The sequence below is a fragment of the Paenibacillus woosongensis genome, from assembly GCF_030122845.1.
GTDB classification, from domain to species: domain Bacteria; phylum Bacillota; class Bacilli; order Paenibacillales; family Paenibacillaceae; genus Fontibacillus; species Fontibacillus woosongensis_A.
Genome location: NZ_CP126084.1, coordinates 1,826,928 through 1,853,587, shown reverse-complemented (window position 1 = coordinate 1,853,587; position 26,660 = coordinate 1,826,928). Strand labels below are relative to the sequence as shown.

Below are 26,660 nucleotides of genomic sequence, written 5' to 3'. Positions count from 1 at the left end.
CAACGCGTTTACTCCGTGGACAGACCGCGTTGAACTGCTTTTGCTTGCGTAAAGCAGCAGATCAGACTGGAGATGGATCAATCTATGTTTTTAGAAAAAGCGTATTACATACCTATGCGGATCGAAGGAAGAAGTTGACCATTTTCAGCGCCAAAAAATATTCTCATCGGAAAAATGGGAATTGTTGACTACCTTCTATAGCAAAAGCTGGGTTATGATATAATTTAATCCTAGCACCCAGCAACCTGCAGAAAGGAAGATCGGATCATGGCCGTTCAGCATGAGACCGAATTGTATGCTCCGCTGAAAGCCTTTTTTGAGGCGCGGGGTTACGTCATTCGCAGCGAGGTTCGCCACTGCGATCTCGTCGGCATCCATCCGGACCAGGAGGAGCCGCTAATCGTCGAATTGAAGAAGACGTTCAATCTTTCGCTGCTGCTTCAAGGTCTGGAGAGACAAAAGCTTAGCAGCGAGGTATATCTGGCCGTAGAGCGCAATCGCCCTAAAAAGGGAGCGCATAATCAGAAGTGGAACGAGATCACCCTTCTGTGCCGCAAGCTTGGGCTCGGCCTGATCACGGTGACCCGCTATAAAACAAAAAGCCCGTTTATCGAAGTGTTATGCTCGCCTGGCGATAAAGTATTTGTCCCCGCCCCAAAAGTTGTCAAGACACGTGCAGCACGCCTGCTGCATGAGTTCCATGAGCGAAGCGGGGACTACAATGTCGGCGGCAGCCATGGGAAGAAGCTGGTGACAGCTTACCGCGAACGGGCCCTGAGGGTCGCCAGCGCGCTGCGGGACGGCGGCATCATGGCGCCGCGCGAGGTTCGCGCCAGCAGCGGCGTTGGCACGGCGGCGGATATTCTGCAGCGCAACTACTACGGCTGGTTCGACCGGGTAGCGCGGGGGCGCTACGCGTTGTCACCGGCCGGCGTCAAGGCGCTGCAAGAGTATGCCGCCGTCATTGAGGGCATGCCAGCGGGCGCGACGGCGGCAGCGGCGGCGGTGGACGCCTTGGAGCCGGTGGACGGTTAAGCAGGGCCTTAGCCCTGCCAGCACCGCAGCCGGGCACGGCCAAGCACCGCCGGAGCTTCGCCTGCGCTCAGCCCAGGCCGCGCGCCGTGAACTCCGCGATCGCCTCCGCGATCCGCGCCAGGCCCCGGCGCAGCCGCTCTGCGCTGTGCGCCGCGTACGTGAGCCGGATGGCGTCCCCATCCGGCGGCGCCTCTGCCCCGGCGGCGTAACAGCGCGCGCCGGGCATGAACGCGGCGCCCTTCGGCAGCGCCGCGCGGAGCAGCGCTTCGGAGCACAGGCCCGGCGGCAGGCGCAGCCAGAGGAAGAGCCCGCCCTGCGGCTCTTCAAAGCTGGCGCCATGCCACGCGGGCTGCTCCCGAAGCTGCTCCAGCATGGCCGCGCGCCGGGCGGCATACTCCGCCGCCAGCCGCGCGGCATGCTCCGGCCAAGAGAATGCCGGAGCACTGAGCAGCGCATAGAGACGCTGCTCATAGGCCGCCTTCTCCAGAGCCGGAGCCTTCAAGCGTTTTCGCATGGCGGTCCGGATATGGGTCAATGCCTGGATCGAGCGCTCGCTGCCCCGGATCCAGGCAACAGGCAAAGACGGGAACGCCGTAGCCTGGAATGACCCGATGCCCACCACCTCAGCCCCGGAGTATAAGGGAGCCTCCTTCTGTCGTAGCCGATACAGCGTTTGCGGTTCAGCTGCAGCTCCTGCCTGTTCCTCTGCGGCCCTATCCCCGGCAGCCTTGCCTCTAAACGGAATGGCCCCCGCACAGTCATCTTCAACCACCAGCAGGGCATGACGGGCTGCCAAACGCAGCAGGTCCTCCTGACGTTGCTCGCTCCATACCCGGCCCGAAGGATTGGAGTACCGGGGCGCGACATAAATAAGCGACGGCCGCTCTCTCTCAATTTCACGCGCTAGCGCTTCTATCAGCATCCCTTCTTTATCGCACGGTATGAGAATAGCCTGACCGCCCTGCTGGCGAACCGCTTCCAGCATCTCCGGCGACGCCGGCGTCTCCAGCAGCACTGTGCCGCCGATGTTCAGGCACCAGCGCAGGATAATATCCATCGCTTCAGCACTGCCGCCAGTCAGCAGCAGCTGGCTTGAATCCGTACGGCAGCCCTCTTCTTCTGTATAGGCGACCGATAGCCAATCCCGCAGCGGCTGGCAGCCTTGAGGATCGCCTCCGCTTTCGGCACCAGGAAGCTCCGGCTTCATCCTTGCCCTTCGCAGCACTGCATCCAGCTCCGCGATGCCTTCCCCGCCGTCGCCTCCACAAAGCGCGAGGGATATCATCTCCGTCCCGTCGCTCCATCTGCCGAACTGCTGTCCAAAAGGCAATAGCTGCTTTCTTTGCCCCAAATCCAACCAGCGTTCCAATGTATCCGCCTCCATGACTCATCGTTTCAGCCATTGTACAGCAGGACAAATTTTCCATTCAACAGGAAGCAAATACAGCAATCTATCGTTTTTTGCCATTAAAAAGTGCTCGTGATAGAATGTAAACTTGAACTACTAAGTTGAGGTGATGAAATTGTCTTATTCTACGGAGCCTATGACCACTTCCGAACCACTCCCCAGCAGGAGAACGCGAAGGCCTTCCGTAAAAACCGTTCTGCTTATTTGGATTCTACTCATTGGCGCTGGTGTCACCGCCGCTTATATGTATAGCAATCATTTGAAGCAATCGATGCTGGATCAGCTCGATGCCCGCATACAGGCCCAGACGAAGATCATGAAAGCCGATTATACGACCCAGCTGACGGCGTTATCCGAGCAAGTGGAGCAGTTGAACAGCAAAGTGGAGACATTCAATGAACTGCTTACCTTCACCAAGGACAACGCAAGCGATAAGACCGATAACAGCAATAAATTGTATTCTCAGCTCAGCGAAGTGAAGAACCAGCTGGCCAAGCTGCAGAAACAGATGGAATTGTTGAAATAATGGCCGAAATCAAAGGAATAAACCGGTTCTTTCTGCTTGTGACCGCCCCTCTGTTCGGTCTGCTTATCGCGTTGATCCTGAGCGGGCCCAAGATCAGCTGGACGACCGAGCCAGAATTAATTACTGCCGATGCTCAACAGATGGATCAGGCCTTCGGCTCCATTTCGTCCGGTCTCGAACAAGCCGAGGAGACAGCCAAATATACCATCTCCTCCATTCGCGAGACGGCTGAGCTTTATCACAAAACGACAAATACGATGACAACAATCGTACAAACGGCCCAGAATACGGCAGCCAAACCGGAAATCATTTATAACAAGCGCATTACCGCGAAGCTCGGCAGCCCGAAGGAAACGATCAAGAGCGAGCGAATCATCCTTGAGCTGTATAAAGTGAACCCCGGCAACTATAAAGGATATGCAGTGAAGGTGAAGCTGAAGTCTCCGGAAGCTATGAAAATGACGCTCGGCGGCGACAAGCTCGGCGGCTCGGAGACGACAAAGCAAGCCGTTTCACGGTACGGAGCCATTGCGGGAATCAATGCCGGCGGTTTTGCAGATTCCAAGGGCAAGCGCTACCCGCTGAGCACGACCATGCTCAACGGGAAATACCTGAACGGCTTTGAGCCCTCCTATAAGGATTTGTTCTTCGTCGGAATGGATAAGAACGGCAAACTGATCGGCGGGAAATTCAAGGACAAGGCGCAGCTGGACAGGCTCGAACCCTCCTTTGGAGCATCCTTCGTGCCGATTCTGCTGAAGGACGGACAAAAAACGGCCATTCCATTAAAATGGCAAACCTCTCCCCTGCGGGCACCGCGAACCGTCATAGGTAACTATAAGGACGACCAGTTGATCATTCTAGTTATTGACGGCTACAACGAGAATGGCAACTCGGGAGCCACGCTGCAGGAATTACAGGACAAGCTGTATAACATGGGGGTAGTGAACGCTTATAATCTGGACGGCGGCGGATCCTCATCACTCGTATGGAATGGCAAAGTGATCAATAATCCTTCTGATGGCCAGCTGCGTCCCGTGCCTACCCATTTCCTGTTCTTTAAATAAAAGGCCATTCCAGCCATTATCTATGAAATATATCATATAAGCATTTATTTTTTGGGCAGAGGCGGGTATAATAAGAGGCAGTTAAATGTGGAGGTGTCACCTTTGTTTTCATTTTCGATGACATTTTGGATCGTGACTTTGGTGTTTGCTTTGTATCTTTGCGGTATTTTGACCTCGTCGTATAATAACGATAAAACAAAAGGACTGTAAGCAAGACCTTAAATGAGCTTCCCGCAAGGGAAGCTTATTTAAACGGAGAGAACAACGAAAAATAGACATCTGCATTGCGCAGACGCCTATATTCCTTGACTACGTGACTTATGTGAGGCGGTTCATCTCAACGAGACATTGATTGCAGATGCAGCGTTCCTTGAAGTCGCTGACGCTCTCCATAGAGCCGCAGAACACGCATTTTGGACGATAGCGTTCCAAAATGATATGGTCTCCCTGTACTAAAATTTCAACAGGGTCTCCCTCATTCATTTGATACCTCTTACGCAGCGACTTGGGCAAAACGATTCTTCCCAACTGATCCACTTTACGGACCACACCAGCAGGTTTCATATTTACTTACACCTCTCCTAAAAATGGTATGTACATTGTTGAACGAAAATACTACTTCCCTCTCTATATCTTTCGCTCTTTTTCCGAGAATTCCTGCTTTAATTCGACATATTTTAATATTTTTGCTGGATTTCCTCCTACAACAGCACCAGGAGGAACGTCTCTAGTCACAACGGCCCCGGCTGCAATGACTACGTTGTCACCGATTGTTACCCCGGGAACGATGACAGCACGGCCTCCAATCCATACAATGTTGCCGATGGTTACCGGCTTGCCGTATTCCAGCCCGGGATTCCGCTCTTGCGGGTCAAGCGGATGGGTTGCCGTGTAGATATGCACGCTCAGGAGCCATGAAGCAGTAATCCCCGATTCTCACTTCGCAAATATCCAAAATAACGCAGTCGAAATTTGCATAAAATTGACGGCCCACGTGAAATGTTCTAGCCGTAATCACAGCGAAAAGTCGGCTCAATATAAGCATTTTCCCCAGCAGTTCTCCCAGCAACTCTGTTCTGCGAGGCAGTTCATCCTCATGCGTGTTATTAAACAAACGGGTTAATCTTCTGGCCCGCAGCCTGTCCTCTACCAGCTGCGCGTCCGAAGCATCATACATTTCTCCTGCCACATTTTCTCTCGTTCTGTTCTTGGCATGGTCAATTCCTCTCTTCGTTCTTGGTGTCCATTGCTCTTATTGCATTCCCGGAAAATCCAACTGCCGCAGCGCTTCAAACACAATGATCGCCGCTGAATTGGATAAATTTAGGGAACGTACCTTATCCGTCATCGGCATCCGGATCAGCTGATCCGGATGAGCCTGCAGAATTTCGTCCGGAAGGCCTTTCGTTTCTTTACCGAACACGAAGAAATCGCCGTCTTGGTATGCGAAATCAGTATAGCGCTTCTGCGCCTTCGTCGTCGCAAAGAAGAAGCGGCTGCCGCTGTATTTCTCTTCGACCTCTCGAAATGAATCGTGATATTCGATATTTACCGCATACCAGTAATCAAGCCCGGCACGCTTTAAGGTGGCATCATCCGTGCGGAAGCCGAGCGGCCGCACCAAATGCAGATGAATGCCCGTTGCCGCGCAGGTGCGCGCGATATTTCCCGTGTTTGCTGGTATTTCCGGTTCAACAAGTACAATATGCAATGTCATACATCTATTTCCTCACTAGTTTCAGTTTTAAATTTCTCTCACATATTTATTATAACAATGAATTCAGTTTCCTAAAAATAAAAAAGCCTCCCGCCATAAGCATGGCGAGAGGCCTCCTCCATGTTCAGCGGGAAGCCCGCTTAGACGAGCCCGCTTTGGAAATCCTTGCGGGCCTATCCAGTAACAAAATGCGGGATGCTCCTCTGCTGCTTATCCGTTCGACTTCTGGAATTCTGCCATGAAATCAACCAATGCCTTGATGCTGTCGTAAGGCACCGCATTGTAGATCGATGCGCGCAGTCCGCCGACGCTGCGGTGTCCCTTCAGGCCGACGAAGCCTTCTTTCTCGGATTCCTTCACGAACTGCTTCTCCAGCTCCTCCGAAGCCAGACGGAAGGTAACGTTCATCAACGAGCGGCTGCCTGTGTCTGCACATCCGCGGTAGAATCCGCCGCTATTATCGATCGCGTTGTACAGAAGCGCAGCTTTCTCCTGGTTCTTCTTCTCGATGCCTTCAAGCGAGCCTTGCTCTTCGATCCATTTCAACACTTGGTTTACCATATAGATCGAGAAAGAAGGCGGTGTGTTGTACAGGGAGTTGTTGCCTGCGTGTGTGTCGTAGCGCAGCATCGTCGGCAGGTGCTTCGGCGAATCCTGAAGCAGCTCCTCGCGGGCGATGACAACTGTTACGCCGGACGGCCCCAAATTCTTCTGCGCACCGGCATATACCATGCCGAATTGCGTAAGATCGAATGGACGGGACAGAATGTCGCTGGACATATCCGCGATCAGCGGAACGCTGCCTGTGTCCGGGAAGCTCTTGAACTGGGTTCCTTCAATCGTCTCATTGGAAGTTACATGCAGATACGCGGCATTGTCCGGCAATTTCAGATTGCTTAGATCCGGCAGGTCCATGAACTTGCTCTCTTTGGAGGATGCGGCCTCGAACACTTCGCCGATCAGCTTCGCTTCTTTAATTGCCTTGCCGGCCCAGCTTCCTGTCATGACATAGCCGGCTGTCTTACCCTCCGTGAGGAAGTTCATCGGAATCATCGAAAATTGTGTCGAGGCGCCGCCTTGCAGGAACAACACCTTGTATCCCTCCGGATTGCCGAGCAGCTTCAGGAGGCGGCTTGCCGCTTCATTGTGAGTCTCCTCATAAACCGCTCCGCGGTGCGACATTTCCATAATCGACATTCCCGTACCGCGATAATCTACAAATTCCGCCTGAGCCCGTTCCAGTACTTCCAACGGAAGCGCTGCAGGTCCTGCGTTAAAATTATAAGCTCTCTTACTCATTTCTCCCCCGTCCTCTCTTAACACTTGTTTATAGGCTTTCGAAGTTTTGATAAGGTTTATCATAGCAACTATTCTTTTTTCCAGCAAGCTGATATTTCATTGGATTTTGATATTTTGCAGAATTGACACATTAACGCTTCATCTGGACAAAGAAATGATCAAGGCTCACGGTAAAATTCATATACCCGCGACCATTTTTTGCTTTCTCCAGGCTGAAGCTCGATACGGATAAACATCTCCGGGGATACGACATGCCCCATTCCCCATACCGCGGCGGAATAGACCGGGAAGGAGCTTATTTCCCGAACGCCGGCCCCGCTTGGCCGATGCTTTAAATCCCACAGCCAAGGGGACGCACAGGTTGAATAACCGCCGATATGAAAATAAAAGGGCTTATCCGGCACGCGCTCCCAGGCAACTGCTCCTCCATCAATCCTTAACCCATCCATCGTTCCAGGTTCATCGGTCCATGCTTCAATCGCAAAAGGAAATTGCAAATCATAATCAGGTCCGATTGGCTGCCCATCAATACCCAAGAAATTATGGTTATATTCCTCCGTACGGATTTCGCGTGTGCCCGTATTGCTTAGTTGATATTCGATTCGCAGCCTGTTCCGGTCAAGGGAGATGGACTTCTCCAGCCGCGCAGCGTACCCGCCACAACTCTTGGGATGAACCGTAAATACGATGTTCTGCTCATTTCTTATTTCAGCATCGATCCGGTAAGGCTGCAGCGGATAATTCCGGTAAAATTGATAAGGCGCAGCATCCGTTCGCGTGAGCAGCCCTACGCCGAGCTTCGGAAACTGTCCCCCGACCGGGGCATCCTCATACCCGATGGCTTCCTTTAAGGAAAACTCGTTGCATAGTCCCGATCCGCCAGTGCCCTCTCCGCTCTTCAGGCTCTCTGGCACGCAAAAGGAGTGATTTCCTTCGCGCATAGTGATGCCCGTAATAAAGCCGCTCCAGTCGAAGCGTGTGCCCTTGTAATCGCCCACAGCCGCGATGTCTACGATTAAATGTTCATTCCTTAATTGAAATCCCATTATTGTCCCCTCTAATATTCAAGCGATCTATCGCTCTTTCTCTCTAGCGGAATAACTTCGTTAAGCCAGAAAACCCCGGCTCACTGCTTCGGAGCAACAGGGTTTTCTATAGTTACTTTTGTTCCAGTACGATTTCGATCCGCTGCGTGCCCTCTCTCGGCAGCGCATCCAGCACGGACCGCTGGATCAGAGCGCCAGAGCCCGAAGCGTCGAATTGCACGCTTTCGCCGTTTATGGCAATCGAACCGATCCGGTATTGTCCGTAATCGAGAAGAGCGGTATTGCGGTATACGATTTGCAGCATGCGATCCGCAAACAACGTCTCCACCGCAGCCTCGCCCTGACCGTCGAACTGCTCTTTGACCAGTTTAGGCTCAAGATGCAGATGCCCGTAGCTTCCCTTCACCCCATAAACCTCCGTCAGCTCTGTCAGCAGCAGCCAGCTGGCCGAACCTGTCAGGAACGTATACATGCCGCGGCCCTTTTCATTGATATATTCAGGCACGCCCGGGTACATGCGGCTCAGCTCAAAATCGGTGGAAAGGTTATAAATGGAGTTCAGCACCTCGTAGCCTTCCTTGACGAACCCGCGCTTATAAAGCGCGTTGGCGTACATGACCGTCATATGGCTGAACATCGCGCCGTTCTCTTTATGACCGAACGCAAACCCAAAGGCCCGGCCCAGGTTCTGCTGGATGCCCCCAAAGTTCGAGTTTAGGCGGTAGCCGATTTTCGCATCCTTCAGATAGCGGTCTACAGCCTTGGAAATTTTGCCGACCTGCTCATCCGTAGCCACGCCTCCCATAATGCTGAACACCTGGCCGGTCAGCGTCATCCGCACGCCTTGCGGGAAATCTCCCTCAACCCGCTGGGCATCGTCATTGTAGTAGCCGTTAAACCATTCATAGCCTTCCTTGCTGGAGATCCACTCATTGCTGCGCAGATGGCTGATGGCCCATTCTGCCTTGCTTCTTAAATCGCTTGCCACCTTCGCGATATCCAGCTTGAGCTTCTTGCCGCTTACGGCAGGAGTAACGGCGTCATAGTAGCGATTCAGCAATGCAAGCTTTGCATCCACGCTCTCGTAATCCACCGGCCCTGTGAGCGAATCCAGCAGAATGCCCATTTCCTCGGCCAGCTCGATCGTTTCGATGCCCGCATTGTCCTTGAGATGGGTTAAAAGCTCGGCCAGTTCCAGCAAGTTGCTGGCATAGAATGCCGTAAACGCCACGCTCTCGCCGCGATTTGGCGCAAGGTCAAGCCCGTCGTTCCAATCTGCGCCCTCCAGCTTGATATTGTTATGCTCGCCGACATGGAAGAACGGAACGATATTTTGCAGCAAAATATGCTCCAGAATGGTGCCTTCATAGATGCTGCCATCTACAGTAGTCAGCTTGTTTCCGCTGTCCGCGCTCCAGCTTAAATCCCGTTCGCCACAGCGCTTGACAAAGATATCCCGGAAATACGTCTGCGGCTGCAGGAGAATATCCAGATCGCCGCTTTGATGCACATACAGCAGTGTCGTCAGAAGAGGCCAAGCACCGTGATCCATCCATACTCTCGGAATGTTGTTACGGTCTGCGATGAACTCGCCCGGCTTGGAACCGATAATCGTGGCATTGCTGCCGTCGATGCGGACCCCTGCATAGTTGTTCACCAGCAAATGTCTTACTTCGTTCGGCTCCATCACCATCAGTGCCAGGCAGTCCTGCCACAGATCGCGCCAGCCTCTGCCGCCGCGGCCGTAGTCATGGTATGGCAGGAATGAGTTGCCGTACAGGCGGCGCAATATCGGCTGCAGGGTAACCCACTTCATCCAAAGATCCTGCTCAGCATCGCCGGACTTGAATTTGATCGTATCCAGCTTTTCCCGCCAGTACGCTTCATTCTCCTGCAGCAAAGCGTCGAACTGCGCTTCGGACAAGTATTGGGCCGCATAGTTCCCTTGCTCCAGCCGATCATCCGAAATAACCATGGCTACGACATAACACACCGATTGCCCGGGCAATAATTGTACAGGGGCGAATCGCAGTGCGCCGACCGCCTCATAGCCTTCAAGCTCAGTGCCAGCGGTCGCCAGCGGTTCGCGGTTGCGAACGACAGCCTCCGGCCAATCGAGCGCCCCGCCTTCCCCTATGAATTCCTCGTTGATCGGGAACATGCCGATAGGCGCCTTGCCGCTGCCTTCCGCCCCGAGTACGCTGTAAGTCACTTTATTTACACGGTGTCCCCGCTCGTCAAAAGACAACGCAGGCTGGACTTCCATGCCATATTCAGCCACGTAAATGCGATGCAGCAAAGAAGTGACATGACGGTGATCCCGGAGGTCATCCGCAGAACGCCCATACAGTGGAATCGCCGCTGTGGGGGTGAATTCAAGCGGAGCGGTTCCAGTGTTGGTGATTTTCACCTTCATCAGCTCGACCTTGTCATCCTTAGCAGGTACAAAGCTGGTCGTTTCCGCTTTTACGCCAAGCTTGGCATAATGACGGGTAAGCTTGTGCCACAAGAAGCCCGCTTCCATTTCGCTCTCCTCTTCATCAGACACGAACTGAGCCGCATTCTGCTTCGCCGAATTTCCGCTAACAGACCAGGCGCCGTAGCCTTCAATATAAAGCCAGAAATTCCGTGAAGCCTTGGAATTATGTAAATCATCCACCGATACCGGCTCCATCAGAAATGTATTGTGTCCTGACGTAATTCCCCCGTGTAAATTTGGCGTAATGGCCGACATCATTCCCGCTTCATTGACTAAGGGAAAATACAAATAACTGTTCTTCTCTGGATGCTTGAGTTTAAATACGCCCTGTTCTCCTTGAAACTGCCAACCGGACTTTGTCATATCGTCTCTTCTCCCTCTCCTAAATTCCTTTATTCATAACGAATCCCGCTCCATGTAAGGCAGGCGCGGGATTCACCAGGTTACGATTTAACGGCGCCTGCAAGAGCTCCGTCTACAAGATATTTCTGGATAAATGTATACAGTATGATGAGCGGAGCCGCCACGATGGTAATTCCGCAGGCAAGCAGCGGCCAGTTGTTGCCGTACTGGCCTTTAAACTCTTTCAATCCGAATGTTATCGGATAGTTTGTCTGACTCGGTAAATACATAATCGGTCCAACAAAGTCATTCCAGATGCCGATTGCCGTCAAAATAACCCCGGTCGCGATAACCGGCTTCATCAGCGGAGTTACCATTTGGAACAAATAACGGACGTATCCGGACCCATCGATCCCTGCGGCTTCATCCAGCTCGCGGCTGATCGATTTGATATAGCCGACGAACATCATGAATACTACGCCGGTGCCCGTCGTTTTCAGAACGATATAACCGAGCTTCGTATCATATCCGAAGATGCCAAGGGATTCCTTGAAGCCAAGCATCAGCTTGTACTGCGCAACCATCGGGTTCGGCAGGAACTGCGACAGCAGGAAGAACATGTAGATGAAACCGCTCCACTTCACGTATTTGCGCGCGACCGGAAACGCGCCCATGACCGACACAATAATCGTCAGCACAGTAGCGACACCGGTATAAATCAAACTGTTGATGAAATAGTTGGCGAAGTTCCCTTCCGTCCATGCGGTGATATAGTTGCTCCACTGGATTTCCTTAACGAAACCAATCGGGTTGATCAAATATTCAGGATACGACTTCAAAGATACGTTTAGCACCAGAATAAGCGGTACTAGATACAGAACTAGCAGCACTGCAACAACGGCGTAAGAAAGGATTGCAAATGATCTGGAATTTTTCATAATTAATATTCCACCTCTCTCTTGCGCGTCTGTCTTACGGCCACGACAACAAAGACCAAAATAATCAGGAACTGTACAACGGACAGCGCGGACGGAAGTCCCATGTCAAGGCTGCCGCGGAAGGTCTCCTTATAGACGTCATATGCCATTGTTCTCGTATTAAAGCGGCCATCCGTAGTTGCCAGAATAATATCGAAGGTCGACATGGCGCCGATGATCGATAGCAACATGTTTACTGTAAAGGATGGAGCGATAAGCGGGAACGTAATATGGCGGAAGGACTGCCATTTGCTCGTTCCGTCGATATAGCCAGCCTCATACAAATCCTTGGGAACGGATTGCAGGCCAGCGAGAAAGATGAGCATGGAATAACCCATGTACATCCATATTTGCACGAATATAATGTAGCCAAAAGCATGCGTGAAGCTAGCAAAGAACATGTCCTTATAACCGAACAGCCAGTCATACAGCATGTTTACCGGACCGCTCATCGGGTCGAACATCATCCCCCAGATCAGGGCAACAACCGCAACCCCAAGCACAACCGGGAGGAAAAATACGGCGCGATAGAAATAATCGCCGCGCAGCCGCTGATTCAGCAGAACCGCTACGAACAGGGCGACACCGTTCTGCACAATCGTTACTATAAACATGAAAATCAGTGTATTCGTAATGGAGCGCCAACGTTCTCCAGAGTTTCCGGAGTAAAATAAATCATGATAATTTTCCAGCCCGACGAATTTCATCGTACTGCCGGGAAGATTTTTAACATCTGTAAAGGAATAAATCACCGTCATCACAGAAGGTCCAAAATAAAAAACTACGTACAATGCAAAAGGTATTAATAAAAGCAACAGGGGTACGTAGCGGGCCATGCCTTTTCCAAATGGGTACATCTCTCTCACCTCGCGGGTTACGAATCAATAAATGATCGGGGCCTGAACAATCAGACCCCGAGACAGTACAGTATGGTTATCGCTTTGAAACTTATTTAGGAGCCGCAGCTTCCCATTCTTTCTGTTGTACGTCAGCAAGCTCTTTCGCTGTCTTGAACTCTCCGCCTGGTGCAAGGTATTCCGTATGCACGCCTTCAGCAGCAAGATGCTCACCTACGTTTTCGCGGTTGATCATCATGATTTCATAAGCCAGTTCGAAATCGCCAAGATAAGGCGTCAACTCGTTATCGATGAAGTCGCTGTCCGTCGAGATTCCATCCATTGTAGGGATGAATCCGGCAGCTTTAACAAATGTCGTGTAGTTCTCAGGCTCGGAGAAGAACTCCAGCCATTTCAGGGCGCCCTCTTTGTTCGGGCCTTTCTCGGCAACATACCAGGTTACATCGTATTTTCCTACGAAAGAAGCGTTTTTCGCAGCATCTTCGGTAGCCGGCACTGGGAAATAACCGAACTTCAGGTCTGGATTCGCCATAGCGATCGTCGGTGCATCCCAAGAACCGTCAGCCAGCATAGCTACTTTGCCCGTTGCAAAAATTGCAGGAGCGGATGCATAGTCGATACCCATGAAGCCTTCGATCATGTAATTGTCTTGAAGAGTCTTCATTTTCTCAAGCACTTCAACTGCTTCGGCATCATTGAACGCCGTTTCGCCTTTCCATACGCCTTCAATCCATTTTTGCTGATTGCCGCCACCCAGAATTTTCGCTTGCAGCGCGAACACTGGCAGCTTCAGCGGCCATACGTCTTTGCCCGCTACGCCGATTGGCGTAATGCCTTTGGACTTCAGTGTTTCGTTCAATTGAATGAACTCGCTCCACGTCTTCGGCACTTCAAGTCCATGCTCTTCGAAGATCTCTTTATTGTAGAACAAACCGGACATCGCTACTTTGCCAGTAGGAATGGCGTATACTTTGCCTTTATATGTACCGGCTTTTTCAATATCGTTGGCGTTCCATTTGCTGACGAAAGCTTGATCTGACAGATCGGCGATCAGACCGGAGTTGATCCACTGCTCCCAGTCAGGCACCTTTGCGCCAGGCGTCCACTCCTGCGGAGACAATCTCATGCCGGACAAATCGGCAAGAATGTCAACGTCGTTCGCTGTGAGTCTTGCTCTTTGCGCTTGCTTATACTCATCATCCGGTCCTGTCGTCGTGTACTCGATTTTGTACTCCGGATATTTCGCTTCGAACGCTTCATTGATTTCTTTCATTGCCTTATTAATGTTCTCTTGCTTCCAGTGAAGAATCTTGATCACTTGTTTCTGTCCGGAAGCTTTGCTGGCATCGCCGTTGGTTCCGGTAGCTTCTTTGTTTCCGCTGCCGCATGCCGCCAAGCTTAGCGTCAATGCGCCCGCAAGAACGATCGCAGAAATTTTCTTGACCATGATATTTCCCCCTATTTACAGTCATTGATTATTCGAAACCTCATCGGCTGCTTTCTCCATTGAAACATTTAAACTATGAAAATAGCCCTAGCTAACTCAAGCATTTCGCCGTTTCGTATTTTCGTAGTTCCAATGCTCTAACGACAGAATTTCCGAAAGCGGTTTCGTCGAAATCATTATTACATCATTTATTTTTTTTGTAAAGTCCTATTTTAAATAAATTCGTTTTTCTTGTCGTATCCTAGGATTTCTTCTCATATTGTTAAATGATCCCTTATAAATCAAGGGTTAATTATGTCCTTCTGACTTTTTCCGCATTGACCGAGGCAAAAAAAAGAGGTAAGATATTTTACGAAAGTGCTTTCGTGATTTTCGCGAAGCATGAATTTTAACGCTTTTCTGTAATGAAATTTTCGTAAACAAAGCATATCCAGCTATGTCTAAAGCTCCATAATTCGCAGCGAAGCTTGCTTCTCTATGCCAAGGACTAACGGCTTACCATCCGAATGTCCATGTGCTTGCCTTATCAAGAAGGGGGTTATGTCTCTTGTCCATCAATATTAGAACGATCGCGGAAATGGCCGGGGTTTCGGTATCGACCGTATCCAAGATTATTAACAATTATAGCGATATTTCTGAAGATACGAAAAATAAAGTTCTGGAAATTATGAAGCAGACGGGTTACGTTCCTTCCAACTCGGCTAAAACATTGGCAACGAAAAAGTCGAACCTGATCGGCGTTATTTTTGCTGGTAAACTCAATATCGATTTCACCCATCCCTTTTTCGTTGAGGTGCTAAACTCCTTCAAGAAGCAGGTGGGCCTGCTCGGCTACGATCTTCTTTTCTTCTCTAACGAAAAGTTCTATGCCGTCGATGGTGAGTATCTCGCTCGTTGTAAGCACTTCCAAGTAGATGGCTGCATCATTGTTACAGGCCAGCAGCTGGAACCCTCCATCAGCGAGCTGGATTTGAGCGACATTCCTTGCATCGGCGTCGATATCGAGCTCAAGGGCAAAAACTCCGGGTATATTATGTCTGATAATTACAAAATGTCATACAAAGTAGTAGAGCACTTTTACCTGCAAGGCTATCGGGAGCTTGGATATATCGGAAGCACGCAGGAATCAGATATTTCCAATATGCGCGAGGCCGGCTACAAGGACGCGATTGACAGCTTCGGCCTGCCTTTGAACGGGGATTGGTTCGTAAACGGAGAGCATTTTTTTGAAACGAGCGGATATGAAGCGATGAATCGGATGATTCGATCCGGCTCTCTGCCGCGCGCAATCTTTGCCGCCTCCGACCTGATTGCGATCGGCGCCATGCGCGCGCTGAAGGAGCACAAGCTGCGGGTGCCGCAGGATGTGGCCATCATCGGCTGCGACGATATCGAAGCCTGCAAATATACGAATCCGGCGCTTACGACAATCCGGCAGAACAAGGAGAAGATCGGCAGGCTGGCCGGCTTAATGCTGTACGACCTGATGAATAGCCAGTCCGAGACGAGCAGCATCGTCGTGGAGCCCGAGCTCGTTATCCGTGAATCCTGCGGCAGCAGATTCGATAATTTTAAATAAACCGATCTGGAGATGAAATAGACAAAGGGCTCCCACAAAATACAGCGTCCATACAACAACACCCCTCTAGCCGTTCTCATGAAGGCCAGAGGGGTGTTGTTGGTATTTATATAAAAAATTCAATTCGTCGATAGAAGCTTCTCTTATACCTGAACAGCCGCTTTCGGTGTATCGAAACGTTTGCCGACCAATGGGGCGAGCTTCTCCAGATCGCGGAGCAATGCAGCGAATTGATCAGGGAACAAGGACTGTACCCCATCGCCTGTCATCGAATTGTCCGGATCAGTATGCATTTCGATAATGAGTCCGTCCGCGCCTGCGGCAACCGACGCTTTCGTCATCGGTTCTACCAGCTCGCGGCGGCCCGTGCCATGGCTCGGGTCAGAGATGACCGGCAGATGGCTCAAGCCCTGCAATACCGGAATCGCCGACAGGTCCAGCGTATTTCTTGTGTAGGTTTCAAAAGTTCGGATACCGCGTTCGCAGAGCATTACGTTCGGATTCCCGCCTGCCAAAATGTACTCCGCCGCATTCAGAAACTCGTCGTAGGTCGCGCTGAAGCCGCGTTTCAGCAGCACCGGTTTGCCGCAGGTTCCTAGCTTGCGCAGCAGGTCGAAGTTTTGCATGTTGCGCGTACCAACCTGCAGAATATCCGCATACTCTGCGCATACATCAACGTATTCCGGCGTCATCACTTCCGTAATCGTAAGCAGGCCATGCTTTTTCCCAGCCTCGGCCATCATGACCAGCCCCTCTACCCCAACGCCTTGGAAGCTGTATGGGCCCGTCCGCGGCTTGAACGCTCCGCCGCGCAGCACCTGGCCGCCTGCCGCTTTAACCAGCCGGGCGATTTCATCGATCTGCTCCGGGGATTCCACGGCGCATGGGCCGCCCATTACGACGAGATCCCCGCCGCCAATCTTCACGTCGCCGATCTCGATCACCGTATTCTCCGGATGGAACTCGCGGCTGGCCAGCTTGTAGGATTTAGAAATTTTAATGACATTTTCTACGCCCTTCATCTGGCGCAAGTGTTCGGCGAGCTTCGGCTCGATCGCGCCGATCAGCCCGATCACCGTACGGTCGCTGCCCCGCGAGACATGTGCCTGCAAGCCTTCCTTCTCAATGACGGCGATAATTTCCTGAATACGCTCTTCCGGCGTTTGGTTAGAAGTAATTACGATCACGATTCATCATCCTTTCATCGTTTCGGCCTGGTGGCCCTATCTATAACATATCCAGACTTAGTTTGTCGCTTAAACGCTTGTTCGCTTTGAAGCTTTTAACCACTAAAGTAACTATAACCGAATCCGCTCACCTCGTCAAGTATTACATCCGGCAAAACGGCAAAAGCCGCAAACCTCATCTAGCTGGTTTGCAGCTTATCCTCGCCTTAGTTAGCGGCCTATTCTGTTCTTGTCAGACGCACGGCCATATACGGCCTGCCGGGGAGCTCGATGCGGAACGAGCCTTCGTGAACGCCAGCGCTCTCATCGATCGTCATGCCCCATGTGTCTATGATATCTACTTTATACTTGATGCCCGGCCTCATGTGGAAGATCCGAAATTTGGGCTGGTTGAAGCCGAAATAATAGACATAATATTCATCCCGAATGCCGGCGCAGGGAAGATCCCAGTCCGAGCGCAGCGGCTCCCAGCATTGTCCAGGGGCTTCCTCGACCAGGCTGCGCAAGAAACCGATCCGCGCGGGGCTATCCCCAACCAGCTTGCCGCCTTTGGACCACCACAACACTTCCTCGTCGTTCAAATAAGTTTCCCCATGGCCGACATATCCTCCGCGGATCGTTCCTTCCCAGAACCTCCGCACCATTTCCTCGCCGGTAATGTTCCCCCAGCCCTGGTCGATATCGCCCTCATAGGCGCACTCGTCGATAACGATCGGTTTATCCCAGCGCTCCCGCCACTCCAACGCGGCCTCTGAGGTTTTGTAGACATCGATTCTTTGCAGGCTGCAGTGAGTCAGCCAAGGTTTGCTGTGATCGTAAAAAGTCAGCCAATTGTGATTCGACAGCAAGTGCCCATATGGATCGTTCTCCGTAATAATTCGGGCGTAACGCTCCCAATCCTCGCCGGTTTTGGCCCACATCAAATCATATTCATTGGCGAGCGACCACCAGACATGACGGTAAGCGGACAAGCGGGCCACGATATAACGCAAATAGAGGTCATCCTCCTCCCGGCTCATTTCCGAGAACCCCCATCTGTCGTACGGATGGAACAGAATAAGATCCGCTTCGATGCCAAGGCGTCCCAAATCGGCGATCCGCTGCTCCAAATGCTCGAAGAATTCAGGATTAAATACGCTGAAATTCCAGCCTTCCCGGATGGAGCCTTCATAAGGATAGAGCTCGGGCTCGTTCAGGTTATAGAGATATGATTTTGGAAAAACGCACATCCGCATTTTATTGAATGGTGAGCGCGCGAGTGACTCCAGTGTTTGCTGTTCCAGCTCTTCCCCCTGATGCGTCCAGACATAGCAGGTTGTGCCAAACGGCAAATAAGCGGTGCCATCCTCATAGGCGAAATGATATTTATCACGAACCCGGACCGGGCCATGATTCCCCGCCTCAGGGGCGGTGCAAACGAAGGTTCCCTCGTGTCCGTCCAGCGCATTTGCCGTGCTCTCCGTCCGGTAAGTCCAACGCCCCTCCTCACCAGGCATCATACGAATTTTATAAACTCCGTTTCCGTTATAAAACCCTGGAACACGTATGCTGCGCCCATCTTCCTCACAGACAAACGTCGCCTTCAGATCGATGTCCGTATACGGATTTCCATAAGACGGCCCTCTCAGCTCCAGCTCATAGACATCCCATTTGGCAGCAGATTTCGGGGAGCTTATCAGACCTGTGCCTTCGCTATGGCGTCCAATCTCCGCAGCACCCTGTGAGGCTTCCTGCGGCTTATCCACCATTTCCGCACGCCGTTCCAGCGGTTTGCTGGAAGGCAGCTGAGCGAGCTCTTGGAGAAATGCCGCCCTTTCTTGATCCGTGAAGCCCAGCTCCTGCCGAGCATCTAGAAACTCCCGAAGCGTCATAATTTTATAAGAAAAGGCAAGATGCCTCTCCTCTGCAAGGAATGAGAAATGCTTTTCTAATATGCTCCCAGCCGCCGGATCCGTCCATATGCTTCCCATTCTATCCTGCTCCGTAAACATCATGTATCCTCCTTTTCGTTAGCCTTTTACGGCTCCGGCCATCCCCGAAACGAAATATTTCTGAAAGAACAAGTAGACAGCCAAAATCGGTACGATTGATATAAGCACGCCCGCGCTCAGCAGCGTATAGTTCGTGGAATGCTGGCCCTGAAACGTAAGCAGGCCTGCAGTAACCGGCTGCATCGAATCCTTCGTAATAAAAATTTGCGCCAGCAAAAATTCATTCCAGGTCGACAGAAAGTCGAGAATGATCAAGGTCGCAATCGCCGGCATCGCGATCGGCAGTATAATGCGGAAAAATTTGCCCAGCTCCGCGCATCCGTCAATATAAGCCGCCTCATCCAATTCCTTCGGAATGGAGCGAAGAAAGCCTCTCAGCACCATAATGCCAAACGGAATCCCAAAGCCGATGTACACGATAAAAATACCAGGATACGTATTTTCAAGCCCGAAATAATTGAGCATCATATTGAGCGGAACTAACGTTGCCTGGAACGGGATCATCATGCCGACCAGAAATACCGCAAACAGCGCGTTTGCCCATTTGAACCCCATCCGGGTCAGCGCGTAGGCAGCCAGCGCTTCAATCAGAATCCCTATCGGAACCTTCACGACGGAAATAACGAGACTATTGCGGATATACAGCTTCATCTTATCCCAGGCCTCTGCGAAATTACTCCATTGGAATACTTCCGGCAAACGGTACACCGGATTTCTCATCAAATCGGCATTGGATTTCAAGGCCGTCATGACGATAAACGCGATAGGAATAAGAAAGAGCAGGCTCAGGACGATGAGTAATATATAGGTAGCCGCCTTCGAAACAGCCGATTGTTGCACTTCTTCCATAGGGACTTCACCCTCTTTCCCGAAAATCACAGATGCGATTTCTTGTTTGTATAGAAGACGTAAGGAATGATAACAGCCATTGCGACCAGGACAAGGAACCACGAAATAGCCGATCCTACGCCGATATTGTTGAATTTAAACGTCTGATAGTACATCCATGAAGAGAGCACCTGCGTGCTCTGTGCCGGTCCGCCAGCCGTCATGCCGTAGATGATGTCATATACCTTCATGGCATTAACCATTGTCGTCGCGAACACGATGACGAATGTTTCGCTGAGCAGCGGGATCGTGATGAAGCGAAACGATTGCATCGGTCTGGCTCCGTCGATAATCGCCGCCTCATAGCAGTCCTTCGGAATGCTCTGCAGGCCGGCAAGAAACAGAACCATTGGCAGGCCTACGCCCTGCCATACTGCGGCAATGAACACCGCATATAGGGCGGTTTTCGGATCGGCCAGCCACGTGTGAGCCAAATTGCCCAGCCCGATGGCCTCCAGCACCGTGTTGAAAAATCCCCTCGTTGGATGATACAGCCAGGTCCACATGAGGGCGACGATAATGCCTGATAGTACATAAGGAAAATAAAACACGCCGCGAAACAGCGATCTGCCCTTTATTTTCCGGTTTAGCAGCAGGGCGAACAACAATCCTAGTCCGATAATGATGGTTAATGAACCGGCCAGCCACAACACGTTGTTTTTCAAGGCCGTCTGAAATACGGTATCCTCTGTCAGCAAATAAATGTAGTTTTGCAATCCGACAAACTGCTTGTCCGGAGATATCCCATTCCACTTGTAAAAGCTGAGCTGAAGCGTATACAGCGATGGCGCCACGATGACGGCGAGATAAATGAGCAGCGCCGGCAGCAGAAACGTCCACGGCTTCCAAGCTTTGAGTTTCATACCTTGCCTCCCTCGCACAAGGCCCCAGTATAAGAAACACGCTTATCAACGTACTTTCTATGGAGCCCGACCGCTTTTTGCGGTAGTATTCCTTGTGATATCAGGAAGCTAAAGCTCCGTGCTTATTGCTTTCTGATATCCAAGAGAACAGCCTTCCGGCTGTTCTCCCAAGCTATGCTGTTGCCACTTCTAGTTGCTGTTGCTCTTGTACGACTCGGCTGCCTTCTGAATTTCCTTCGCAGCCTGTTCTGGCGTCCATTCATTCAAAATGACTGCATCCTGAGCTTCAAACAGCTTCTGTACAACCGTCTGGGGCAGCGCTTGATCCGCGATCAGAAAATTACCGCCCTTGATCATTTCCGCCATCTCTGACGTATGTGGAGACTGCTCCGAAGTTTTGAACTGCTTCAAGGCCGGAGAGCCGTATACATCGATATATTCATTTACGACTTCCTCGCCGGTAATATATTCAGCCAATTTCAAGGCTGCTTCCTGCACCTGTGGTTCAGATCCTGCGTTAATTTGGAACATTTCCGCAAAGCTCGACATCCGGACTGGCTCCTGATCCGTCGGGAATTTAAAGGTGCCGAAATCGTTAGGATCCGCTCCAGCCTGGCTAATGCTCAGATCAACCCATGCTCCCTCCAGCGCAAAGCCTTGCTGCCCATGATACATCGGCGTTTCCGCTTCAAGCGGGTCCAGGGTGATGAAGCCTTTCTCGAAATAGCCTTTATCAGACCAATCCTTCAGCTTCTGGAAAGTCTGAACGACGGCCGGATCATCCCAGGAGGCTTCCAGCGCGTTCAACCGGTCATGAAGCTCGGTTCCACCGTAATGCTCAATAAGCTGCTCCACCCAGCGCATCAGCATCCAGCCGCCTTTGCCTCCAACGGCAAACGGCGTAATCCCCTGATCTTTCATCAATTGCAATTGCCCCTCGAATTCGGCGAACGTAGCCGGCGGCGTCAAATTCAATTTTGCATACAGCTCCTTCGGATAGAAGACCGAGAGAGATGCTAGATGGAACGGAACCCCATAGGTTTTGCCGTCATATTGAACCAAATCAAGTGCAGCAGGATTATAAATGTTCCCCCATCCATGATCTGCCGCAACCTGCGTCAAATCCATAGCCAGGCCGTTCTCCGGGTAAAAGGAGCCGAGCGAGCCGCCCCAGGTGAACCACATATCGGGCAGCGTCTTGGAAGACGCCGCTACCTTCAGCGATTCCTTTAACGGGTCTGTTCCATAATAAGTAGGCTCCACTTTAATATCCGGATTTTCGCTCTGGAATGCTTTGATGATCGGCTCCAGATAAGAATTCTGATCATTGAGCACCCAAACCGTTACCGTAGTCTTCTGCCCTTCCCCACTGCCGGAGCCGCTGCTGCCGGAAGCTTTCTCCGTACCTGCCCCTCCGCCGCAGGCCGATAACATCAGGACGGTTGACATCACGACCGCAAGCATGGCTGAAATACGTTTCCTGTTCATTGAATAACCCCCTCTTTTGATGTTCTTAAGTCATGGCTGCCTATTGGCTTGCTTCTAAGTCTACTACCGAGAAGCCGTGCCGGGTATGAGGGAAGCATGTCATTTTCTACGCGATCATATCGTCTTGTTCCGCCCGCAAACCGGGCATTTTTCTCCTAAAATAGACGAATCATGCTGTTTCCTACATTCCTATGCACTAACGGTTCCGATACTCCAGCGGGGTCATACCGGTTCGTTCCTTGAACAGCTTGCTGAAATAGTGCGGGTTCGTATAACTCAGAATTTCACTGATTTCGTAGATCTTCTTATTCGTTTCCCGCAGCAGCTTTTGGGCGTATATCACTTTGTTGCGTATGACGTAATCGCTAAAACTTTCTCCTACTTCCTTCAAGAAAATCCGGCTCAAGTAACTCGAGCTGATCGGAATGGATTCCGCTACCTTCATCAAGGTAATATCCTCTAACAGATGGTTGTCGACATATTCTTTAGCTAACCTGACATGCAGGCTGTCGCTCTGCTGATTCACCGGGAACTTCAGCTCAACCTCCAGGTATGCTTCCGGTATTTGCCGAAAATCATCATAGACCGAACTGCAGGAGTAAATGATTGAGGCGTTGAGCAGCTCGAAAACTTTGCTCCGCAGCCTGTCCAGGTACTGCTCCTTGCTCTGGTGATCCTCCAGGCCTTCCTTGGATTTGGCCGGCGCCAGCCACAGTATTTCGCGGTGATTGCGGTGAAACACAATACCTCCCCAGTCCCTGGCTACGTATTCGTCAATCAAATACCGAATGGACATGAATTTGAGATGATCCCTGGCAGGGGCCGCGGCCATATGGTCAGCTGCATCATCGCGAAGCCGCATCGCGGTAATCCACAGCCCCTCGTTAAACTGTCCTTCCGTAAGCTCGGGAAGCAGCATTTTTTGGGGATATGTGTAATCATCCAGCAAAGAAACGAGCCAGTCATTCCGCTCATCCTCTGACCATTTTCTTTCAGGAGCCCTCGCCGTGCTCTGCTCCAACAGCTGAATAGCTTTGCGAAGCGCTGCTGTCACTTCCTTCTCGTCCATGGTAGGCTTGTGGAGATAATCCAGCGCTCCAAGGCGAATCGCCTCTTTTACATAGGGAAAGTCGTCATAGCTGCTCAAATAGATAACCTGTATATGCCCGCCGTGTTTTTCGCGGATATACCTGCCTAGATCGAGCCCGTCCATGCCAGGCATACGGATGTCGGTCATCACGATGTGGATGTCCTCAGCTTCCAGTACCTTCACCGCTTCTTCTCCATTGGAAGCCTCAGCCTTCCAGCATACGCCCTGCGCCTCCCAATCCACCATGTAACGCAATCCCATTCTGACAATCGCTTCATCCTCAACGACAAGAAGATTCCACATCCTAAATCTCCTTCCTTACCGGTTTATAGGGTATCGTAACTATAACTGCCGTTCCCGGCTCCAAGCGTCTCAGCGTCAGACCGTATTCTTGGCCGAACCACAGCCGTATCCGGTCATTCACATTGTTTATTCCAATATTGGCGCAATCGTCTTCCCGCCTTTCCTGCAGCAGGTTCTCGATTTGCTCCTCGGTGATTCCTGTTCCGTCATCCATGATCTCAATGCATAAGGTACGGCCATCCTCCAACAGACGCGCCCTGACGATAATCATCAAAATACGGCTTAGTCCCCTGGAAGCATGAAAAATTGAATTTTCCAAAACCGGCTGAAGCAGCATAGCCGGTATGCCTGCATCCGCCAACGAATCAGGGATGTCCCACTTCACTTCAAAAGTATTCGTATACCGCAAATCCATCAGCTTCTCGTAGTCCTGCAGGAGCTCGATTTCTCTGGACAGCGGCATCAGCTCATCATTCAGCTTGAGATAGGATTGCAGCAAACGGTTTAATGAATGGATCAGCTTGGCGATTTGCGGAGACTGCTGCAATATGGCCAGCATCCGAATGGAATTCAGCGTATTATACAAAAAGTGAGGCTGTATTCTGACCCGCAGCGCATACAGCTCCGCCTTTCGCTTCTGCCTTTCCTTTTCGGCAATCGAGTGGATCAGCTCATTTAGACGTTTGACCATCCGGACGTAGCTTAAATGCAGCTGGCCGATTTCGTCATACCGGTTGGGCACCTCAAGAATTTCAAATCGGCCGGTCTCCACATTGCGCATGGAACGGATTAAGCGGCGAATCGGCCCAGCCAAGCCGTTGGCCAGCAGCCAAGATACCGCCGCCGAGGCGAACATCAGCACAATGGCGATTACGACGGTATATTGGCGTATCTTGCTCGTTCCCTGCAGGATATCAGTTTGATTTTTGCCCATATAAATCGTCCAGCCTAAATACTTGTTCACCCGTACAACGCCGCTGTATTTGACATTTCGTTGTTCCAGACTGCTGTCGGCAACCCACGTTCCATCCGCACCGCTCTCCAGAGGATGCTCCAGCAAATGAGCCGCCAATTGTTCGTCCGAAGCATAGACCAGCTGATTGTCCGCATCGACGACCGTTACGACCGTATCGCGGAGCTGTGAGGAGGTAATGATTCTCTCGATGAAATCGGGAGAAATGTGGATAGCAATGACGGCAAGCGGCCGCATTTGCTCATCCAGCAGCAATCTGGACACCGTTACGGCCTTGAATATTTCTCCTTCGAATTGCTTAACATCGTGTACGCCCGAGACGACAAATCCCCCGTTTTTCTCCAGAGCCTCCTGGTACCACTTTTCTTCACTCACATCATAATTTTTGTTCATTGTAGATGAGCCGCTGAGCCGATAACCGCTAATGCTTTCGTTCATTCCATAGAACACCATTCCTTTAATCGACTTGTTAATCGAGGGATACGCGCTCATCAAGCGGATGAGCTGTTTCTGCGCATTCAGCTCTGCGGAGCCCCATTCTTCCTGGGGAACGTAAGGCTGATTAAATATTGTAAACGCTTCCGGCATATAGTAAGGCAAAATGCTGAAGCGGTCGAAGTCGCTAACCTGCTTCTCGATCGCCGTAATCAATTGCCCGGCAATAATCTGCAAGTCCTGCTCTGTCTGCTGCATTAAAGTTTCCGAGGATTTTTTGTAAGCGATCGTTCCCAGCAATAAGACGGGCAAACTGCTGGCGATAATGAGCACAATAAATAATTTATGATGATAAGATAGCCGCTTCCAAAGCATAATTCAGCCCCCATACTCTCGTTGTCTTTCTTTCAGTCTAATCGGGACAGGATCCATTATCCATCTGCAAATTTTGTTTTTTCCACCCGTTTTATGCGGTCACAATTCCAACAGGGAATGGCAATAGACCAACCATGCTATTTACAACACTTTTATGACTTTATGAACACATTCTGCTCTCGTTCCATCCCCGCGGCGAATAACAGCAAAAAGCCGTCTCTTCCGGCCAAAATACCCGGCCATCGAGACGGCTTCTTAGGAATGATTCCATATTAAGATTTCTTGGCAGCCTTCACGGGCGGCAGCAGCTTCTGCATGTTCACCGTCCGTACAATCTCCCAGGTATCCGCGTTATTCGGGTCATACTGCTCCAAATAAGCGATAACCTCCTTCGTAATCGGCGTCGGCGTAGACGCCCCCGAGGTGACGGCCACCTTGCCGACTCCCTCCAGCCATTCGCGCTTCAGTTCGGTAACATCGGAAATCCGGTAAGCCTTTACCCCGGCTATCTCCTCCGACACTTGGGCGAGACGGTTGGAGTTGTTGCTGCGCGGATCGCCTACAACGATAACGAGATCCGCCTGCCCGGCCTGCTCGGCTACCGCCTCCTGCCGCACCTGGGTTGCCAGGCATATTTCATTATGAATCTCTGCTCCCGGAAACCTCTCCAGCAGCTTCTTCATGATATGCTTGATATCCCATTGGCTCATCGTCGTCTGGTTCGTGATGACGATCCGGTCCGAAGCGATATTCAAAGCATCGATCTCCTCTTCCTTCTCGATCAAATGCACGTGCTCTGGCGCAACCCCAATCGCCCCTTCCGGCTCGGGATGTCCTTTCTTGCCGATGTAAATGATCTCGTACCCTTCCGCAACCTTCTCCTCGATCAGGACATGCGTCTTGGTCACGTCCGGGCAAGTGGCGTCAACCGTAGTCAGCCCTTTATCACGGGCGATTTTCCGCACTTCAGGCGATACCCCATGAGCGGTAAAAATCACCGTGCCGCTCTCCACCTGACTGAGTATATCCAGACGGTTAGGCCCGTCAAGCGTGATGATTCCTTCATCCTCAAAGGATTGGGTCACATGACTGTTGTGGACAATCATTCCCAGTATATATATCGGCCGCGGCAAATCGAGATTCTTGGCGGCTTGCCGGGCAAGCACCATCGCGTCTACGACCCCGTAACAATAACCGCGCGGCGAAATTTTGATCACTTCCATGATTTGCACCCTCGCTTTCTTGTTCCCTCATATCCGAACCGGATCCTGATTAAAGGGCAACAATC

Annotated in this window: 22 protein-coding genes and 1 pseudogene; 4 read left to right on the top strand and 19 right to left on the bottom strand. The window is 51.2% G+C overall.

What is annotated here, in order from left to right:
* Positions 1 to 267: 267 nt before the first annotated feature.
* A complete protein-coding gene (locus QNH46_RS08265) occupies positions 268 to 1,035 on the top strand; it encodes a DUF2161 domain-containing phosphodiesterase (RefSeq protein ID WP_283927672.1) in 768 nt (255 codons plus the stop codon).
* Between the two features lie 67 nt (positions 1,036 to 1,102).
* Here QNH46_RS08265 and QNH46_RS08260 read toward each other — a convergent pair whose 3' ends face one another.
* Positions 1,103 to 2,404, bottom strand: coding sequence for an aminotransferase class I/II-fold pyridoxal phosphate-dependent enzyme (locus QNH46_RS08260; protein WP_283927671.1), 1,302 nt, complete (start codon positions 2,402 to 2,404; stop codon positions 1,103 to 1,105).
* 175 nt (positions 2,405 to 2,579) lie between these two features.
* On the opposite strand from QNH46_RS08260, the gene QNH46_RS08255 reads away from it, so the two are divergent.
* Both QNH46_RS08255 and QNH46_RS08250 read left to right on the top strand, forming a co-directional pair.
* Positions 2,580 to 2,969, top strand: a complete 390-nt coding sequence (locus QNH46_RS08255) for a hypothetical protein (protein ID WP_244996346.1) — start codon at positions 2,580 to 2,582, stop codon at positions 2,967 to 2,969.
* Positions 2,966 to 4,036, top strand: a complete 1,071-nt coding sequence (locus QNH46_RS08250) for a phosphodiester glycosidase family protein (protein WP_283928385.1) — start codon at positions 2,966 to 2,968, stop codon at positions 4,034 to 4,036. Before QNH46_RS08255 ends, QNH46_RS08250 begins: the two co-directional genes overlap by 4 nt.
* Before the next feature lie 318 nt (positions 4,037 to 4,354).
* Here QNH46_RS08250 and QNH46_RS08245 read toward each other — a convergent pair whose 3' ends face one another.
* From QNH46_RS08245 to QNH46_RS08205, 10 genes and pseudogenes are all read right to left on the bottom strand, one after another.
* Complete coding sequence (locus tag QNH46_RS08245) at positions 4,355 to 4,600, bottom strand: AbrB/MazE/SpoVT family DNA-binding domain-containing protein (protein ID WP_055108985.1); 246 nt, start codon at positions 4,598 to 4,600, stop codon at positions 4,355 to 4,357.
* Positions 4,601 to 4,711: 111 nt separating this feature from the next.
* Positions 4,712 to 4,861: pseudogene (locus QNH46_RS24575) on the bottom strand (DapH/DapD/GlmU-related protein); the annotation flags it as partial.
* 46 nt (positions 4,862 to 4,907) lie between these two features.
* Positions 4,908 to 5,225, bottom strand: a complete 318-nt coding sequence (locus tag QNH46_RS24570; protein ID WP_430691895.1) for a maltose acetyltransferase domain-containing protein — start codon at positions 5,223 to 5,225, stop codon at positions 4,908 to 4,910.
* 63 nt (positions 5,226 to 5,288) lie between these two features.
* Complete coding sequence (trmL, locus tag QNH46_RS08235) at positions 5,289 to 5,753, bottom strand: tRNA (uridine(34)/cytosine(34)/5-carboxymethylaminomethyluridine(34)-2'-O)-methyltransferase TrmL (protein WP_213589050.1); 465 nt, start codon at positions 5,751 to 5,753, stop codon at positions 5,289 to 5,291.
* A 210-nt stretch (positions 5,754 to 5,963) separates the two neighbouring features.
* The gene (serC, locus tag QNH46_RS08230; protein ID WP_283927670.1) at positions 5,964 to 7,052 is read right to left on the bottom strand and encodes a 3-phosphoserine/phosphohydroxythreonine transaminase; all 1,089 of its coding nucleotides are present in this window, start codon (positions 7,050 to 7,052) and stop codon (positions 5,964 to 5,966) included.
* A 158-nt stretch (positions 7,053 to 7,210) separates the two neighbouring features.
* The gene (locus QNH46_RS08225; RefSeq protein WP_283927669.1) at positions 7,211 to 8,098 is read right to left on the bottom strand and encodes a hypothetical protein; all 888 of its coding nucleotides are present in this window, start codon (positions 8,096 to 8,098) and stop codon (positions 7,211 to 7,213) included.
* A 112-nt stretch (positions 8,099 to 8,210) separates the two neighbouring features.
* A complete protein-coding gene (locus tag QNH46_RS08220) occupies positions 8,211 to 10,940 on the bottom strand; it encodes a GH36-type glycosyl hydrolase domain-containing protein (RefSeq protein ID WP_283927668.1) in 2,730 nt (909 codons plus the stop codon).
* Between the two features lie 80 nt (positions 10,941 to 11,020).
* A complete protein-coding gene (locus tag QNH46_RS08215) occupies positions 11,021 to 11,857 on the bottom strand; it encodes a carbohydrate ABC transporter permease (RefSeq protein ID WP_213589054.1) in 837 nt (278 codons plus the stop codon).
* Between the two features lie 2 nt (positions 11,858 to 11,859).
* Positions 11,860 to 12,753, bottom strand: a complete 894-nt coding sequence (locus QNH46_RS08210; protein ID WP_155609322.1) for a carbohydrate ABC transporter permease — start codon at positions 12,751 to 12,753, stop codon at positions 11,860 to 11,862.
* Positions 12,754 to 12,844: 91 nt separating this feature from the next.
* Positions 12,845 to 14,200 carry an ABC transporter substrate-binding protein gene (locus tag QNH46_RS08205; RefSeq protein ID WP_283927667.1) on the bottom strand — a complete coding sequence of 452 codons (1,356 nt, stop codon included), beginning with the start codon at positions 14,198 to 14,200 and terminating at the stop codon, positions 12,845 to 12,847.
* 553 nt (positions 14,201 to 14,753) lie between these two features.
* Between QNH46_RS08205 and QNH46_RS08200 the strand changes: the two genes are divergently transcribed.
* Entirely contained in the window at positions 14,754 to 15,779 is a 1,026-nt protein-coding gene (locus tag QNH46_RS08200; protein WP_283928384.1) for a LacI family DNA-binding transcriptional regulator, read from the top strand.
* Positions 15,780 to 15,922: 143 nt separating this feature from the next.
* Here QNH46_RS08200 and aroF read toward each other — a convergent pair whose 3' ends face one another.
* The 8 genes from aroF to QNH46_RS08160 form a co-directional block, all read right to left on the bottom strand.
* Positions 15,923 to 16,966: a 3-deoxy-7-phosphoheptulonate synthase gene (gene aroF / locus QNH46_RS08195; RefSeq protein WP_283927666.1), complete on the bottom strand. Its 1,044-nt coding sequence runs from the start codon at positions 16,964 to 16,966 to the stop codon at positions 15,923 to 15,925.
* A gap of 218 nt (positions 16,967 to 17,184) precedes the next feature.
* On the bottom strand, positions 17,185 to 18,960 hold the full coding sequence (locus QNH46_RS08190; protein ID WP_283927665.1) for a DUF5605 domain-containing protein: 1,776 nt from the start codon (positions 18,958 to 18,960) through the stop codon (positions 17,185 to 17,187).
* A 15-nt stretch (positions 18,961 to 18,975) separates the two neighbouring features.
* Positions 18,976 to 19,806: a carbohydrate ABC transporter permease gene (locus QNH46_RS08185; RefSeq protein WP_213589058.1), complete on the bottom strand. Its 831-nt coding sequence runs from the start codon at positions 19,804 to 19,806 to the stop codon at positions 18,976 to 18,978.
* 26 nt (positions 19,807 to 19,832) lie between these two features.
* Complete coding sequence (locus QNH46_RS08180; protein WP_155609327.1) at positions 19,833 to 20,708, bottom strand: carbohydrate ABC transporter permease; 876 nt, start codon at positions 20,706 to 20,708, stop codon at positions 19,833 to 19,835.
* Between the two features lie 189 nt (positions 20,709 to 20,897).
* Positions 20,898 to 22,196, bottom strand: a complete 1,299-nt coding sequence (locus tag QNH46_RS08175) for an ABC transporter substrate-binding protein (RefSeq protein WP_283927664.1) — start codon at positions 22,194 to 22,196, stop codon at positions 20,898 to 20,900.
* A gap of 196 nt (positions 22,197 to 22,392) precedes the next feature.
* Entirely contained in the window at positions 22,393 to 23,589 is a 1,197-nt protein-coding gene (locus tag QNH46_RS08170; protein ID WP_283927663.1) for a response regulator transcription factor, read from the bottom strand.
* A 1-nt stretch (position 23,590) separates the two neighbouring features.
* Positions 23,591 to 25,372, bottom strand: coding sequence for a sensor histidine kinase (locus tag QNH46_RS08165; protein ID WP_283927662.1), 1,782 nt, complete (start codon positions 25,370 to 25,372; stop codon positions 23,591 to 23,593).
* A 272-nt stretch (positions 25,373 to 25,644) separates the two neighbouring features.
* Positions 25,645 to 26,595: a 4-hydroxy-3-methylbut-2-enyl diphosphate reductase gene (locus tag QNH46_RS08160; RefSeq protein ID WP_213589062.1), complete on the bottom strand. Its 951-nt coding sequence runs from the start codon at positions 26,593 to 26,595 to the stop codon at positions 25,645 to 25,647.
* Positions 26,596 to 26,660 lie beyond the last annotated feature (65 nt).